At 70.3% G+C, this 14,420-nt stretch carries 14 protein-coding genes; 7 read left to right on the top strand and 7 right to left on the bottom strand.

All coding sequences use genetic code 11. The annotated features are described in order from the left end of the window. Nucleotides 1-3: 3 nt before the first annotated feature. Together apbC and B9P64_RS00705 are read left to right on the top strand one after the other, a co-directional pair. Nucleotides 4-1,092 carry an iron-sulfur cluster carrier protein ApbC gene (gene apbC / locus B9P64_RS00710; protein ID WP_085314354.1) on the top strand — a complete coding sequence of 363 codons (1,089 nt, stop codon included), beginning with the start codon at nucleotides 4-6 and terminating at the stop codon, nucleotides 1,090-1,092. Next, complete coding sequence (locus B9P64_RS00705) at nucleotides 1,092-1,580, top strand: acyl-CoA thioesterase (protein WP_085314353.1); 489 nt, start codon at nucleotides 1,092-1,094, stop codon at nucleotides 1,578-1,580. The genes apbC and B9P64_RS00705 overlap by 1 nt, the downstream gene beginning before the upstream one ends. A 532-nt stretch (nucleotides 1,581-2,112) precedes the next feature. Here the strand turns inward: B9P64_RS00705 and B9P64_RS00700 are convergent. The 5 genes from B9P64_RS00700 to B9P64_RS00680 form a co-directional block, all read right to left on the bottom strand. Further along, nucleotides 2,113-3,081 carry a bile acid:sodium symporter family protein gene (locus B9P64_RS00700; RefSeq protein WP_085314352.1) on the bottom strand — a complete coding sequence of 323 codons (969 nt, stop codon included), beginning with the start codon at nucleotides 3,079-3,081 and terminating at the stop codon, nucleotides 2,113-2,115. Between the two features lie 105 nt (nucleotides 3,082-3,186). Beyond that, nucleotides 3,187-4,797 (bottom strand): gamma-glutamyltransferase family protein, encoded by a 1,611-nt coding sequence (locus tag B9P64_RS00695; RefSeq protein WP_085314351.1) that lies wholly within the window; start codon nucleotides 4,795-4,797, stop codon nucleotides 3,187-3,189. After that, nucleotides 4,794-5,501, bottom strand: coding sequence for a GntR family transcriptional regulator (locus tag B9P64_RS00690; RefSeq protein ID WP_085314350.1), 708 nt, complete (start codon nucleotides 5,499-5,501; stop codon nucleotides 4,794-4,796). The genes B9P64_RS00695 and B9P64_RS00690 overlap by 4 nt, the downstream gene beginning before the upstream one ends. 170 nt (nucleotides 5,502-5,671) lie before the next feature. Then, nucleotides 5,672-6,649 carry an NYN domain-containing protein gene (locus tag B9P64_RS00685; RefSeq protein WP_085314568.1) on the bottom strand — a complete coding sequence of 326 codons (978 nt, stop codon included), beginning with the start codon at nucleotides 6,647-6,649 and terminating at the stop codon, nucleotides 5,672-5,674. A gap of 242 nt (nucleotides 6,650-6,891) precedes the next feature. Further along, complete coding sequence (locus tag B9P64_RS00680; protein WP_085314349.1) at nucleotides 6,892-7,404, bottom strand: hypothetical protein; 513 nt, start codon at nucleotides 7,402-7,404, stop codon at nucleotides 6,892-6,894. Nucleotides 7,405-7,563: 159 nt separating this feature from the next. Between B9P64_RS00680 and B9P64_RS00675 the strand changes: the two genes are divergently transcribed. The 5 genes from B9P64_RS00675 (at nucleotide 7,564) to B9P64_RS00655 (ending at nucleotide 12,946) form a co-directional block, all read left to right on the top strand. Continuing rightward, nucleotides 7,564-10,077, top strand: coding sequence for a TonB-dependent receptor (locus tag B9P64_RS00675; protein WP_085314567.1), 2,514 nt, complete (start codon nucleotides 7,564-7,566; stop codon nucleotides 10,075-10,077). A gap of 28 nt (nucleotides 10,078-10,105) precedes the next feature. Further along, nucleotides 10,106-11,038, top strand: coding sequence for a sensor histidine kinase (locus B9P64_RS00670; protein WP_176256671.1), 933 nt, complete (start codon nucleotides 10,106-10,108; stop codon nucleotides 11,036-11,038). Beyond that, nucleotides 11,031-11,702, top strand: a complete 672-nt coding sequence (locus tag B9P64_RS00665; protein WP_085314347.1) for a response regulator — start codon at nucleotides 11,031-11,033, stop codon at nucleotides 11,700-11,702. Before B9P64_RS00670 ends, B9P64_RS00665 begins: the two co-directional genes overlap by 8 nt. Before the next feature lie 26 nt (nucleotides 11,703-11,728). Beyond that, the gene (locus B9P64_RS00660) at nucleotides 11,729-12,022 is read left to right on the top strand and encodes a YkgJ family cysteine cluster protein (protein ID WP_085314566.1); all 294 of its coding nucleotides are present in this window, start codon (nucleotides 11,729-11,731) and stop codon (nucleotides 12,020-12,022) included. 120 nt (nucleotides 12,023-12,142) lie between these two features. After that, nucleotides 12,143-12,946: a hypothetical protein gene (locus B9P64_RS00655; RefSeq protein ID WP_085314346.1), complete on the top strand. Its 804-nt coding sequence runs from the start codon at nucleotides 12,143-12,145 to the stop codon at nucleotides 12,944-12,946. On the opposite strand, the gene B9P64_RS00650 is transcribed toward B9P64_RS00655, so the two are convergent. Then, nucleotides 12,907-13,632: a GntR family transcriptional regulator gene (locus B9P64_RS00650; RefSeq protein WP_085314345.1), complete on the bottom strand. Its 726-nt coding sequence runs from the start codon at nucleotides 13,630-13,632 to the stop codon at nucleotides 12,907-12,909. The two genes, B9P64_RS00655 and B9P64_RS00650, sit on opposite strands and share 40 nt — an antisense overlap. Before the next feature lie 5 nt (nucleotides 13,633-13,637). Further along, a complete protein-coding gene (locus B9P64_RS00645; protein ID WP_085314565.1) occupies nucleotides 13,638-14,381 on the bottom strand; it encodes an aspartate/glutamate racemase family protein in 744 nt (247 codons plus the stop codon). Between the last annotated feature and the right edge of the window lie 39 nt (nucleotides 14,382-14,420).

Below are 14,420 nucleotides of genomic sequence, written 5' to 3'. Positions count from 1 at the left end.
GCCATGACCATCAGCCAAGAAGCCGCCCAGGCCGCCCTTGCGGGCGTCGTCGATCCCAACACCGGCCGCGATCTCGTGGCGGGCAAGTCGGTGCGCAACCTGCGGGTGCAGGGCGACACCGTCAGCGTCGACATCGAACTCGGCTACCCGGCCAAGAGCCAGATCGAGCCGATCCGTGCCGCTGCCGCTGCGGCACTTGCAGCCGCCGGCGCCGGCGCCAGCACCGTCAACGTCACGCAGAAGATCGTCGCGCACGCCGTGCAGCGCGGCGTGAAGACCATGGCCAACGTGCGCAACATCATCGCCGTGGCCTCGGGCAAGGGCGGTGTCGGCAAGAGCACGACCAGCGCCAATCTGGCCCTGGCGCTCGCCGCCGAAGGCGCCCGCGTCGGCCTGCTCGATGCCGACATCTACGGTCCGAGCCAGCCGACGATGTTCGGCCTGTCGGGCAAGCCGATTTCCGAAGACGGCAAGACCATGAAGCCGCTCGAAGGCCACGGCGTGCAGGTCAATTCCATCGGCTTCCTCATCGATCCGGGCCAGGCCGTGGTGTGGCGCGGGCCGATCGTGATCCAGGCGCTCACCCAGCTGCTGGAGCAGACCGACTGGGCCGACCTCGACTATCTGATCGTCGATCTGCCGCCCGGCACCGGCGACATCCAGCTGACCATGTGCCAGAAGGTGCCGCTGACCGGCGCGGTGGTCGTGACCACGCCGCAGGACATCGCGCTGATCGACGCGCGGCGTGGCATCGACATGTTCGAGAAGGTCGGCGTGCCGGTGCTGGGCATCGTCGAGAACATGGCGGTCCATGTGTGCACGAACTGCGGCCATGCCGAGCACATCTTTGGCGAGGGCGGCGGCGCGCGCATGGCGCAGGAATTTGGCGTGGAGCTGATCGGCTCGCTGCCGCTGGCGCGCGACATCCGCGCCGATGCCGATACCGGCAAGCCGACCGTGGCCGCCAGCCCCGACTCGACCGCCGCCGAGCTGTACAAGACCATCGCGCGCCGCGTGGCGGTCAAGGTGGCCGACAAGGCCAAGGACTACTCGGGCAAGCTGCCCGGCATCGTCGTGAGCAGCAACACCTGATGGACACGCCCTTGCACCAGCTGACGATGACCGTGCTGATGACGCCGGACATGGCCAATTTCTCGGGCAATGTCCACGGCGGCACGATCCTCAAGTTTCTCGACCAGGTGGCCTATGCCTGCGCGAGCCGCTATGCCGGCACCTATGTGGTGACGCTGTCGGTCGACCAGGTGATGTTCCGCCAGCCCATTCATGTGGGCGAGCTGGTCACCTTCCTGGCATCGGTGAACTACACCGGCACCACCTCGATGGAAGTGGGCATCAAGGTGGTCACCGAGAACATCACCGAGCGCGTGGTGCGGCATGCCAACAGCTGCTATTTCACGATGGTGGCGATGGGGCCGGACGGCAAGCCGGCGCAGGTGCCGCAGTTGCAGCCGGGCGATCTGGTCGAGCGCTCGCGCTTCGAGGGCGCGAAGCAGCGGCGCGAACTGCGGCGCGAGCTGGATGCGCGGCTGCACAGCACGAAGCGGCCGTCGGCGGTTTGAGGTTGGCTCCGGCGCGGGACGGGGTTCGGGCGCGCCGGGGGCGACCGGTGTGGCCGCCGCTGGACGCGGCGGCTGCCCTTCGCTTCCTTCGGTAGCCCGGCGGCCGGCGTTCCAACTCACCTCGCTGCGCGAGGTTCAGACAGGAACGCCTGAACCGCTGCGCGGTTCACCGCCGTCTACCTCGTGCGCTCGGCACACCCGACGCCCCCGGCGCGCCCGAACCCCGCCCCGCGCCTCAGTGAAGCTACGTGGGCATATTGGGCCGCGAAGCGGCCCTGACTCCCCCAAGCCCGTTAACAAGGCGGTCGCTGCGGCCGGGCAGCCCCGCGCGGCTGTCGGAAGCGCCGAGCGCAGGCGGTAGACGCCGGTGAACGCCGCAGGCGTTCAGGTCCGCATGTCTGAAGGCCGCGTAAGCGGCCTGAGTTGGCGGACCGGCCGGCGACTACCGCCGGAGCGAAGGGCAGCCGCCGCGTCCAGCGGCGGCCGCATCCGTCAGCCGCGCGGGGCTGCCCGGCCGCAGCGACCGCCGCTTTCACTCCGCCGCCCGAGCCCACCGCTGCGCGAGCACCCCACCCACCGCCAGCTGCAACGGGTGATAAATCATGATCGGCAGCAGGATCAGCCCCAGCGCCGGATTGGCGCCGAAGATCAGCTGCGCCATCGGCACGCCCGAGGCCAGCGTCTTCTTCGAGCCGCAGAACACGCTCGCGACGCGCTCCGGCTCGGCCATGCCCAGCGCGCGCGCCACCGCATTCACCGCCAGCAGCACCACGGCAAAGATCAGCGCCGTGCCCACCACCGTCTCGACCAGCGCGCCCACGCCGTAGTGCGACCACACGCCCTGCGCGACCGAATCGGCGAACGAGGTGTAGACCAGCAGCAGGATGGTCAGCCGGTCCACGGTCGACAGCCGCTTCTTGTGTTTCGCGGCCCAGTTGCCCAGCAGCGGCCGTGACAGCTGGCCCAGCACCAGCGGCAGCACCAGCCACTGGAGCAGGTCGAGCATTACGTCCCAGATCGGGAAGGCGGCGCCGGTCTGGCCCAGCACGAAGCCGAGCCAGGCCGGCGTCAGCACCACGCCGAGCAGGCTGGACAGCGTGGCGTTGAACAGCGCCGCCGGCACATTGCCGCGCGCCGCTGCGGTCAGCGCGACCGACGACGACACGGTGGACGGTAGCGCGCACAGATAGAAGAAGCCGAGTTGCAGATCGGGCTTCATCCAGCCGCGCGTGGCCCACAGGATGAGCAGCCCGAGCAGCGGAAACACCAGGAAGGTGGTGGTCTGCACCAGCAGATGCACGCGCCATTGCAGCGTGCCGGCGCGCAGCGCGGCAAAGCTCAGCGACAGCCCGCTCAGAAAGAAGATCAGCGCGACGCCGAGCTTGTTGAGCAGTTCGGGATGCAGCCAGCCGCCGTGCGCGCCGGGCTCGGGCCAGAGCGCCGCGAGGCCCACGGCGATCAGCATCCCCTTCATGAACCAGTCGAACTTGAAACCGCCCATCGTCAGCTTTCTTGTGTGTGGCGCGCGCGGCGCCGGGAGGAGGGCGCGCCGGTCATGCGCCGGCGTGCGGGGAGTGACAGCGGCCGGCGCCGGCGCGCGGGGGCGTCACCACGCGGCGACGCAGCCGTCGCTGCGCGGGTCTTCGCCGCCTTCGATCCAGCCGTCGGGATGCAGCACCAGACCGCCGGCGTGGCCCAGGCGCTCGTCGAAGTCGCCGACCAGCTCGACCTGATGGCCGAGCCGCGCGAGTCCGTCGACGATCGCGGCCGGAAAGCGCGCTTCGAGCTTGAGCGTGGTGGCCGGCTCGGCCCAGGTGCGGCCGAGCAGCCAGCGCGGCGCGCGCACCGCCGAGCGGATGTCATGGCCGCCCCAGACATAGCGCGCGAACACGGCGGCCTGGGTTTGCGGCTGGCCTTCGCCGCCCATGGTTCCGTAGACCAGCACGCGGCCGTCGGGCAGTTCGGCCATCGCCGGGTTGAGCGTGTGGAAGGGCTTGCGACCCGGTTCCAGGCTGCGCAGCCGGCCCGGGCGCAGGTCGAAGGAGCAGCCGCGGTTCTGCCACCAGAGGCCGGTCTCGGGCAGCACGCAGCCGCTGCCGAACTCGAAGAAGATGCTCTGGATCATGCTGACCGCGCGGCCCTCGCGGTCGACCGCGCCCATCCAGGTGGTGTCGCCGTCGCTGTTCGGCGCCGGCCAGGGGCTGGCGGCATCGAGCGGCACGCGGGCGGCGAGCGCGGCCACATGGTTGGGCGACAGCCAGGCCTGCGGATCGATGCTGGCGAGCGCCGGATCGGCCACCTCGCGGTCGCGCAGCTTGAAGGCCTGCTTGGTCGCCTCGACCAGCAGATGGATGCCGCGCAGCGTGTCGGGCGAATCGCCGGCGGCGCGCAGCTGCTCGAACTGCGCCAGGATGAGCAGCGAGGCCAGCCCCTGCGTCGGCGGACGCAGGTTGTAGACCGTGCCGGCGGCGAGGCGCGCTTGCAGCGGCGTCGGCCATTCGGCGCGATGCGCGGCGAGGTCGGCGCCGGTGATCGGGCTGCCGATGGCGTCGAGGTCGCGCGCCAGGCTCGCCGCCAGATCGCCGCGATAGAAGTCGTCGGCGCCGGCGCGCCCGAGCTGTTCGAGCGTCGCGGCCAGCGCCGGAAAGCGGTGCCGGTCGCCGTAGCGCGGCAGCGCGGCACCGGCTTCGCCCGGCTGCGGCGGGCGCAGAAAGGCGCCGGCAAAGCCCGGCTGCATCTCCAGCTGATGCAGCTTGGCGGCGGTATTGGCGGCCTGACTGTGCGTCACCGGAAAGCCGTCGCGCGCGTAATGCACCGCCGATTCGAGCAGCCGCGCGAACGGCAGCCGGCCGCCCCAGTGCTCGCGCGAATGCGCATAGGCCGCGCCCCAGCCCGAGACGGTGCCGGCGACGGTGTTGGCGGCCAGCGGCCCGCGCCACGGAATGCTGTCGAGCCCGGCGTAAAGCTCGCGCCGCACGTTCGCGCCGGCGCGGCCGCAGGCGTCGATCGAGCGCAGCGGCACGCCGGGCGCGCGCAGCAGCCAGAAGCCGTCGCCGCCGATGCCGGTCATGTGCGGATACACGACGGCCAGCGTGGCCGCGACGGCGATGGTCGCCTCGATGGCATTGCCGCCGTCGCGCAGGATGTCGAGCCCGGCCTGGGCGGCAAGGCTGTGCGGCGCGACGACCGCGCCACGGGTTCCGAGGATGGGAGTCATGCGGGCTTCCGGAGTTGGGGCGGCGCGTCGGGCTCGGCGCCGGCAAGGGCTGAAACATGCTCGGCCGCGCCGCGCGCCGCCACCAGATGTGTGCGCATTGCGCGATGCGCGCCGACCGCGTCATGCGCCAGCACCGCCTCGGCGATGGCGCTGTGCTCGGCAAAGGAGTCGCCCATGCGCTCGGGCTGGCGGAACTGGTTGCGGCGCCAGACCGCGACGCGTGCATGCAGCGCGGCGGCGGTCTGGGCCAGCACCGGGTTGTGCGCGCCGGCCAGCAGCGCGGCGTGGAAATCGATGTTGAGCGCGGCATAGCCGGCGGCATCGCCGGCCTGCATGGCGGCACGGGCGCGGGCATGCAGCTCGGCCAGCGCCGCGCGTTCCTCGGCCGACATGCGCAGCGCCGCGTGGCGTGCGCAGGCGGCTTCGATCTCGCCGATGGCCTCGAAGATCTGCCCCAGCTCCTCGGCCGACAGTCGGGCCACGGCGGCGCCGCGATTGGGCCGCAGCTCGATCAGCCCGCTTGCCGCCAGCTGCTTGATGGCTTCGCGCACCGGCGTGCGCGACACGCCGTAGCGCGCCGCGAGCGAATGCTCGTCGAGCCGGCTGCCGGGCGCGAAGTCGCCGAGCGCGATGTCGTCGGCAAGCCGGCGCGCGACTTCATCGGTGCGGCTGGGTCGGGCGTGCGTGCTGGCGTCAGATTGCATGCAAAGTAGGCGGAGATCGGCCTGAAAGGCGCGACTGTAGCGGTTAAAGCCGGCTTGTGGCGCAAATAAAGCCAGGATTGCATGCAATCTGCCGCGCGGGACGGCGCAAAAAAACGGCGCCGGAGTCGCCTCCGGCGCCGTTGCGGCGCGACCGGGCAGCCAGTGCCCGATCAGTCGTCCTCGTCCGTCAGCACCTTCACCTCGATGGCGCAGGCGCCCTTGTCGTTCGAGCCGAGCCGGTATTCGACGTGATCGCCGATCTTCAGCGTGGCGAATTCGGCATTGGTCACGCTGTTGTGGAAAAAGAAGAGATTGGTGCCGCCATTGAATGGCGTGATGAATCCGAAACCCTCTTTCAGATTCTGGATCTTGCCTTCCAGCACTTCATCGTTATTGGGATCGGCAATTGCCGTGGCCGGCGTCAATGCCGGATTGAAGGCCGGCGCATGCGTCGGCGGCACGAATGCCGGAATCACGTCGTCGCCAATGCGCGGCCGGGCATCGGGCGGCGGCACGAACAGGCCGTTGATGAGCGGATCGTTGCGCGTAAAGCGGTCGTCGATCACCTGATGCATCAGGAACGGCAGGGTCACTTCCTCGATCAGCGATTGCGCGGTGCGGGTTTCGCGCTCGTTGCCATGCTGGTCGGTGAACTTGAAGTCCCAGGCCATCAGCATCACGCGGGTGCCGAGGGTGTTGAGCTTGCGTACCAGCGGCAGGTAGTCGCCGTCGCAGGCCACCAGCACGACCACGTCGTAGCACTTGTGGATCGACAGTTCATAGGCTTCAAGCGCCAGCCACACGTCGATGCCCTTTTCGCCATTGGCGCCGAGCGGCAGGTAGTGCGTGGTGACGCCCTGGCGCATCAGCACATCGTCGAACAGGCGTTCCTTGAGCAGCACGTCGCGCTCGGCGGCGTCCTGGGCGCGCAGGCGGCCGCGAAAGTAATGCGCATCGACGATTTGCGAATAGCGCGGATCGATACCGTCAGCTTCGGCAATCTTCTTTTTCATGAATTCGTGCATGCCGGCAATGCTCAGCCGGGAATGACGCGCATGAACATACTGATAGTAGTTGCTCACATGAAGCAGGAAATTGCCGTCGTAGAAAACGCCGATCTTGGTGAGTTTCTGATTTGCAACTGGCATTGAAACCACATCCTGAAAATTGAAATTGAACTGCATGAATTTGCATGCGAAGCCAGACCCGAGTCGGGCCGGCAGCGAATGCTAACGGACGAATTTGTCCACGTAACATGTCGAGGTGACCGACGGCGTGCAGCGGCTTGAGCGTTTCCACGGGGCCGGGCGTCCGGCGTCGGACCGGTCGCACCTTACGCTGCGCTGGCGACAGCCCACATGCCGGATTGCATCCGGAAATGTCGCCGGCGTCAGTCGATGCGGACGTAATCCACGCTTGCCGTGGTCCAGGGCAACGCCAGCAGCACGGCCGGCGTCGCGGCCAGGCCGGCGGGCAGGCAGCCGGCGGCATCGATGCCTTCGCTCACTTCGATGCGCAGCCGGCCGGTCGCGCGTTCGCGCAGCACCCGGCGCACCTGCAAGCGCGCGCAGGCCGAGGTGCGCGGGCCGGCAAACACGCCGGCGACCATCTGGCTGGCGAAGTTGACCGACGGCAGCAGCGGCGGCGCGGCCAGATTGGCCGTGTGATCGGCCCACAGCTGCGCCCAGGCCGAAATGTCGCGCGCCACGATCAGCCCGGCGCTGGCGATGCCCGAGGCGCCGCTGCTGTCGATCACCGCGAAATCGACGCTGTCCCAGCCGTCGTCCCAGCCCCAGCCGCCCCACACATTGCTGCCGCCACCGATGCCGATGGACACGCCGCCGCTGCAAGCGGCAAGCGCCGCGCAAAGCGGCAGGGCGAGCAGGCGACGGCGTGAATTCATGGCAGCGATCCCGGGAGAAACCCGCGCTTGCGGGCAAAACGGCGTTTCTGGCACGGGGCTCGGGAAGATTTCCCAAGCCCTGCCGCCCGCAAATTTCTACCCTCCGCCGGCCAATCTACAAACAGGCGCCCGATGAGCGCCGACAAGACCGGAGACACCATGATTCACCGCCCCTCCCCGGCGCCGTTGGCGCTCGCGGTTGCGCTCGCCTGCCTGCAGGCCGGCGCACTGGCCCAGACCGCCGCGCAGCATCTGCCCGATGTCGTCGTGGTCGCGCCCACGCCATTGCCGGGCGTGGGCATTCCCAAGGCCCAGATCCCGGCGGCGGTGCAGACGGCCAAGGGCGCCGACCTGGACGCGAGCCACGCGCCCGACCTGTCCGATTACCTCAAGCGCCGGCTCAACGGCGTGTATGTCAATGACATCCAGAACAACCCGTTCCAGCCCGACGTGAACTATCGCGGCTTCACCGCCTCGCCGCTGCTCGGCACGCCGCAGGGGCTGTCGCTGTACCTGGATGGCGTGCGGCTCAACCAGCCATTCGGCGACGTGGTGAGCTGGGATCTCATCCCCAGGTCGGCCATCGACGGTCTGGTGCTGATGCCGGGCTCCAATCCGCTGTTCGGCCTCAACACGCTCGGTGGCGCGCTCGCGCTCACCACCAAGGACGGCCGCAGTGCGCCGGGCACCGCCATCGACATGCTGGCCGGCAACCACGGCCGGCGCTCGGCCACGCTGGAACACGGCGGCAGCAACGAGGCCGGCTGGCACTGGTTCCTCACCGGCACCAAGTTCCGCGACGACGGCTGGCGCACCGATTCGCCGTCGGACGTGGGCCAGCTGTTCACCAAGCTCGGCTGGGCCGACGAGCGCACCGACATCAGCGTGACCGCAGCACATGCCGACACCGACCTCAACGGCAACGGCCTGCAGGATGTGCGGCTGCTGGCGCGCGATTACGCGAGCGTCTACACCAAGCCCGACAACACCCGCAACCAGCAGAACCTGCTGAGCCTGGCGCTGCGCCATGCGCTGCGCGACGACCTGACGCTGAGCGGCAACGTCTACTACCGCGACATCGACACCCGCACCTACAACGGCGACATCAACGAAGCCGCGCTCGGCGAATCGCTCTACCAGCCGACGCTGGCCGAACGCACCACGCTGCGCAACGCCGGCTACACCAACATCCCGGTGAGCGGCGCGACCTCGGCCAACACGCCTTTCCCCAAGTGGCGCTGCATCGCCAACGCCATCACCAACAGCGAGCCGAACGAGAAGTGCAACGGCCTCATCAACCGCTCGCACACGGTGCAGACGCAGTACGGCGCGACCGCCCAGCTCACCGCCACGACAGCGCTGGCCGGGCATGAAAACCAGTTCACCGCCGGCGCCGGCTATGACGGCAACCGGGTGCGCTTCAACCAGTCGAGCGAGTACGGCTATCTCGATTCGGCGCGCGGCGTGGTCGGCACCGGCGTGTTCGCCGACGGCACGCAGGACTCGGAGAACGCCGAGGATTCGCGCGTCGACCTGACCGGATCGAGCCTCACCTGGAGCGTGTACGCGACCGACACCTTCGCCATCACCGACGCGCTGCGCGTGACCGGCTCGGGCCGCTACAACCGCACCAAGGTGTCGAACCACGACAACCTGATTGCCGGCGGCACGGCCGGCTCGCTCGACGGTTCGTATGTGTTCAGCCGCTTCAATCCGGCGCTCGGGCTGACCTTCACGCCCAAGGCCGGCATCAACGCCTATGCCGGCTACAACGAGGGCAGCCGGGCGCCGTCGGCCATCGAGCTGGGCTGCGCCGATCCGGCCAATCCCTGCCGCCTGCCCAATGCGATGGCCGGCGATCCGCCGCTCAGGCAGGTGGTCACGCGCACCATCGAGGCGGGCCTCAGCGGCCGTGTGGCCGGCGCGCTCAACTGGAATGCCGGCGTGTTCCGCGCCGTCAATCGCGACGACATCCAGTTCGTGGCCGACGATCAGGCCGGCTTCGGCTACTTCCGCAACTTCGGCAAGACGCGGCGCCAGGGCGTGGAACTGGGCCTGAACGGCAGCGCGACCGACACGGTGAACTGGGGCGCCAACTACACGTACTTGCAGGCGACCTACCAGAGCGCCGAGACCTTCAACGGCGAGGGCAACAGCAGCAACAGCGCGGCGCTCGAAGGCAATCCGGGCTTCGAGGGCACCATCGACGTCAAGCCCGGCGACCGCATGCCGCTGACGCCGCGCCATCTGTTCAAGGCCTGGGCCGACTGGCGCCTGCTGCCGACGGTGCGCGTGGGTGTCGACATGAATGCGGTCGGCGATTCGCTCGCGCGCGGCAACGAGAACGGCCAGCATCAGGCCGACGGCACCTACTACCTCGGCCCGGGCAAGGTCGGCGGCTATGCGGTGTTCAACCTCGGCGCCGACTGGCAGGCGACGCGCGCGGTCAAGCTCTACACCCAGGTCAACAACGTGTTCGACCGGCGTTACGCCTCGGCGGCGCAGCTGGGCGCGACCGGCTTCCGCAGCGATGGCACGTTCATCGGCCGGCCGTTCACCACGCCGGTCATCGATGGCGAACGCGCGCTGCTGCATTCCACCTTCGTCGCGCCGGGCGCGCCGCGCATCTTCTGGGTCGGCGTGCGGGTGGAGTTCGGGCGGACCGGCAGTTGAGTACGGGCGGCTCGGCTATCGTCGCCACATGAAGTCATCCGCCCGCCAGGACCTGGCGCTTGCCGCCGTGTTTGCCGCCGCCACCTTTGCCGTGGGCGCGCGGCTCGAACTCAACGAAGCCGTGCTGCGCTTCACGCGCTCGTTCGAGCGCTTCCAGCTCGACGAGCTGCCGCTGGCGATGCTGGTGCTGACCGCCGGCCTCAGCTGGTTTTCGTGGCGCCGGATGCGCGAGGCGCGCTGCGAGCTGGCCTTGCGCATCGAGGCCGAGGGCCGCGCCGAGGACAGCGAGCGGCGCTACCGGCTGCTGGCGCGCGAAGCCATCGGCATCCAGGAAGCCGAGCGCCGGCGCCTCGCGCATGAGCTGCATGACGAGATGGGCCAGACGCTCAACGCCATCAAGATCGAGGCGGTATCGCTGCGGCGCGCCGGCGAATCGGCGACGCGGCTCGATGCTGGCGAGCTGCGCCGCGCCGCCGGCGCCATCGTCGAGCTGACCGACCATGTCTACGCCACGGTGCGCACGATGATGAGCCGGCTGCGTCCGGTGGCGCTCGACGAGCTGGGGCTGGTGGCGGCGCTGGAGCATTGCATCGACGGCTGGCGGCCGCGGCTGGCCGGCACCAGCTTCGAGTTCAGCGCCAGCGCCGGGCTCGACCGGCTGCCCGAGCCGGTCGCCATCACCGCCTACCGGCTGGTGCAGGAAAGCCTGACCAACATCGCGCGCCATGCCCAGGCCACGACGGTGCGCGTGAGCCTGGAGCGCGCCGACGGCCGGGTGCGGCTGGCGGTGCATGACGACGGTCGCGGCCTGCTGCCGGGCGGCGGGCGCGGCGGGCTCGGGCTGCTCGGCATGCAGGAGCGCGTGGAGGCGGTGGGCGGCCAGTTCACGCTGACCAGCGAGCCCGGCGGCGGCACCGCCATCACGGCCAGCATCCCGGTTGCGGAGCAAGACGATGAATGACGCGCCAAGCATTGCGGTGCTGCTGGTGGACGACCATGCCGTGGTGCGCGAGGGCTACCGGCGGCTGCTGGAAGCCACCGGTCGCATCCGCGTCTGCGCCGAGGCGGCCGACGGCGAGGAGGCCTATCGCCGCTATGCCGAGGGCGAGCGCATCGATGTGGTGGTGATGGACATCACCCTGCCGCGCATCAGCGGGCTGGAGGCGATGCGCAGGATTTTGGCGCGCGATGCGCGGGCGCGGGTGCTGGTGTTCAGCATGCATGAGGACGCGGTGTTCGTGAGCCGCGCGCTCGACGGTGGCGCCTGGGGTTATCTGACCAAGTCGAGCGCGCCCGAGGTGCTGGTGGAAGCGGTGCTCACGGTGGCCGGCGGTCGGCGCTATCTGGGCGGCGATCTGGCCACCGCGCGCGACAGCGCCACCCGCCGGGCCCAGCGCGAGGAACTGGGCCGGCTGAGCGAGCGCGAGTTCGAGATCTTCCGGCTGCTGGCCGAGGGCCACAGCGCCGCGCGCATCTCCGAGCTGCTCAATCTCACGCCCAAGACGGTGGCCAACTACCAGTCCAACATCCGCCAGAAGCTGGGCGTGGAGAACACCGCGCAGCTGGTGCATCTGGCGATCGATTGCGGCGTGCTCGACCGGGCGCGCGACGGCGGCGCGGCATGAGCGTGTTGGGCATGAGCGCGGCGGGCATGAGCAGCACGCACGCCGCCGGCGCCGTCGTGCCGCCGCCCGACTGCCGGCCCGGCTGCGGCGCCTGCTGCATCGCGCCGTCGATCAGCAGCGCCATCCCGGGCATGGAAGGCGGCAAGCCGGCCGGCGTGGCCTGCGTCCAGCTCGATGCCGAGCTGCGCTGCAGGATCTTTGGTCAGCCCGGCCGGCCGGGCTGCTGCGGCGGGCTCCAGCCGTCGCAGGAGATGTGCGGCGCCAGCCGCGAGCAGGCCATGAGCTGGCTTGCCACGCTCGAAGCGGCCACGCGGCCCTGAGCGGCCGCCCGCAGCGGCTTCGCCCCGTTTTTTGCCCGAACCGCCGGCGCCCGCGCGCGGCACATTCGGCCCTCAGCGCCGGCCGGAATCTCCTGGCGGCGCAGCCGGGGAGGGCGGGGGATGGGCTGGGGAAATCGTCTGGCGGCGCTGGCCGCCGTGCCGCTGGCCGCATCGGCCATCGCCATGCTGGGCGCGCTCGGCTGGGCCCAGCGGCTCGATGACGAGGCCGCCGCCGCCCAGCTGCATGCGCAGCGCAAGGAAGCGGTGCTGGCCGACTGGCTGCGCGCCGAGCATGCGGCGCTCGACGCGCTGAGCGCCGCGCCCGAGCCCGACCGTCCGCGCAGCGACGCCACGCTTGCCGCCGCCGAACTGCGCCAGCGGCTCGGCGCGCTGGCCGTCGGCAGCGCCGAACGCCAGACGCTCGATGAACTCGACCGCCGTCAGCGCGCGCTGCAAGCCGAGCGCCGCGTGCAATCGATGGCGGCCCGGCTTGGCCAGCCCGAGCTGGCGCGGCTGCGCTTCGAGCGCGAGCTACTGCCGGCCGCCGGCGCGCTGCGTCAGCTGGCCGAGCGCTTCGCCACCGACCTGCGCGCCGATGCCATCCAGCGTGCCGCCCGGCGCGAGGCCGAGCGCAGCCAGCGCGCCGGCTGGCTTTATTGCGCGGCGGCCGGGCAGGCGGCGCTGGCCGCGCTGCTGCTGCTGGCGCGTGCCTTCGATGCCGACATTGCCCGCCCCACCGCAGCGCGCGCTCCGGCGGCGGCCGGCCCGCGCGTGCAGCCGGCCGACCGGCCCGGCGTCTTCGATGGCAATCGCTGGTCGCTGGCCAGCGCGCGCCTGCGCGATGCCGACATCGTCGATGTGGAAGCGCGCAGCGCCGATCCGGCTCAGCCGGCGGCGCGGCCCGACTTGCGCGAGCGCGCATAGCTCGCGAACACCGCCGCCAGATCGGGCTCGTCCGGCTCGGTTTCCAGCTTGAGCTGGCGTTCGCAATGCAGCAGATGCTCATCGCTGAGCGCCACCGCGCCGGCCGCGTCGCCACGCTCGATCGCATCGAGCAGCTGGACGTGCTCATCGCTGGCGCAGAGGCTCGCCTGGGCCGACTGGTAGAGCGCAATCATCAGCGAGGTGCGCGCCACCAGCGTCTTGAGCATGCGGCGCAGCTCGTCGTTGCCGGCCGCCTCGGCCAGCCGCAGATGGAAGCTGCCCGACAGCTCGATCCAGGCGCTGCGGTCGCCGCGCTCGAAGGCGGCATGCTCCTCGGCCGCCAGCGCGCGCAGACCGGCCAGCCAGCGCTTGTCGGCCTGCGCGGCCAGCTTGCGCACCAGGCCGGCCTCGATCACCCGGCGCGCCTCGAACACCGCGCGCGTCTGCTCGATGTCGGGGCTGGCCACCGAGGCGCCGCGATTGGGCTGCAACTCGATCACCCGCTCATGCGCCAGCCGCACGAACACCCGCCGCACCACCGCGCGCGTGGTGCCGAACACCTCGCACAGCGGCGCCTCGGTCAGGCGCGCGGCTGGTGGCAGCCGGCGCGTCATCACCGCGTCGAAGATGGCTTCATAGACCTCGTCGTCGATCGCCGAGCCCAGGCTCGCGTCGTCGCTGTTCACAGACCTCAAGAACTTCCTCCCGGCGCGAAACGCGCCATCAATCCCGCATACGGCTTGGCCAGCGGCGCCGCGTAATCGCCGTGGCGCGAGGTGGCCAGCCCCAGCGCCGCCAGCCCTTCCAGCAGCTTGACCGCCGCCGTCACGCCCTCGACCACCGGCACGCCGAGCGCCGCCTGGAGCCGGTCGCGCAGCTCGGCCATGCCGGCGCAGCCGAGCACGATGGCGCCCGAACGGTCCTCGCGCAGCGCGCGCCGGCATTCGTCCTCGATGCGCTCATAGGCGCCCGAGCCCGGATGCTCAAGCTCAAGCACCGCAATCTCGCACGCCCGTATTGCCCGGCATTGACGCGTGAAACCGTAATTGTGCACAAGATGCTCAGTGATGATGCACGTCCGCTCCAGCGTGGTGACCACGGAGAAACCCGTCGCCACCAGCGTGGCCAGATGCATCGCCGCTTCGGCCACGCCGATGACCGGCGCCCGCGCGATCTCGCGCGCCGCATCCAGCCCCGGATCGCCGAAGCAGGCGACGACATGCCCGGCCGCGCCCAGCAGCTCGCCGGCGCGGATTTCCTCCAGCAGCCCGACCGTGGCGATCGCCTCGTCGTAATGGCCTTCGATCGAGGCCGGCCCCATCGCCGGGCTGACGCAATCGATGCGCGTGCCGGGCGCGGCCACGCGCGCGGCGGCAGCGCCGATGGCGGCGGTCATCGGCGCGGAAGTGTTGGGATTGATGACGCGGATGAGCATGGCGAAAAGTCCTCGGGCGGCGATTTGGTATGCGACTTG

Source organism: Derxia lacustris (assembly GCF_002105195.1).
Taxonomy (GTDB): Bacteria; Pseudomonadota; Gammaproteobacteria; order Burkholderiales; family Burkholderiaceae_E; genus Derxia; species Derxia lacustris.
This window is presented reverse-complemented; position numbering and strand designations above follow the sequence as displayed.

Coding starts and splice junctions, on each gene's coding strand:
- apbC (WP_085314354.1), top strand. CDS start 4: ATGACCATCAGCCAAGAAGCCGCCCAGGCCGCCCTTGCGGGCGTCGTC.
- B9P64_RS00705 (WP_085314353.1), top strand. CDS start 1,092: ATGGACACGCCCTTGCACCAGCTGACGATGACCGTGCTGATGACGCCG.
- B9P64_RS00700 (WP_085314352.1), bottom strand. CDS start 3,081: ATGGGCGGTTTCAAGTTCGACTGGTTCATGAAGGGGATGCTGATCGCC.
- B9P64_RS00695 (WP_085314351.1), bottom strand. CDS start 4,797: ATGACTCCCATCCTCGGAACCCGTGGCGCGGTCGTCGCGCCGCACAGC.
- B9P64_RS00690 (WP_085314350.1), bottom strand. CDS start 5,501: ATGCAATCTGACGCCAGCACGCACGCCCGACCCAGCCGCACCGATGAA.
- B9P64_RS00685 (WP_085314568.1), bottom strand. CDS start 6,649: ATGCCAGTTGCAAATCAGAAACTCACCAAGATCGGCGTTTTCTACGAC.
- B9P64_RS00680 (WP_085314349.1), bottom strand. CDS start 7,404: ATGAATTCACGCCGTCGCCTGCTCGCCCTGCCGCTTTGCGCGGCGCTT.
- B9P64_RS00675 (WP_085314567.1), top strand. CDS start 7,564: ATGATTCACCGCCCCTCCCCGGCGCCGTTGGCGCTCGCGGTTGCGCTC.
- B9P64_RS00670 (WP_176256671.1), top strand. CDS start 10,106: ATGAAGTCATCCGCCCGCCAGGACCTGGCGCTTGCCGCCGTGTTTGCC.
- B9P64_RS00665 (WP_085314347.1), top strand. CDS start 11,031: ATGAATGACGCGCCAAGCATTGCGGTGCTGCTGGTGGACGACCATGCC.
- B9P64_RS00660 (WP_085314566.1), top strand. CDS start 11,729: ATGAGCAGCACGCACGCCGCCGGCGCCGTCGTGCCGCCGCCCGACTGC.
- B9P64_RS00655 (WP_085314346.1), top strand. CDS start 12,143: ATGGGCTGGGGAAATCGTCTGGCGGCGCTGGCCGCCGTGCCGCTGGCC.
- B9P64_RS00645 (WP_085314565.1), bottom strand. CDS start 14,381: ATGCTCATCCGCGTCATCAATCCCAACACTTCCGCGCCGATGACCGCC.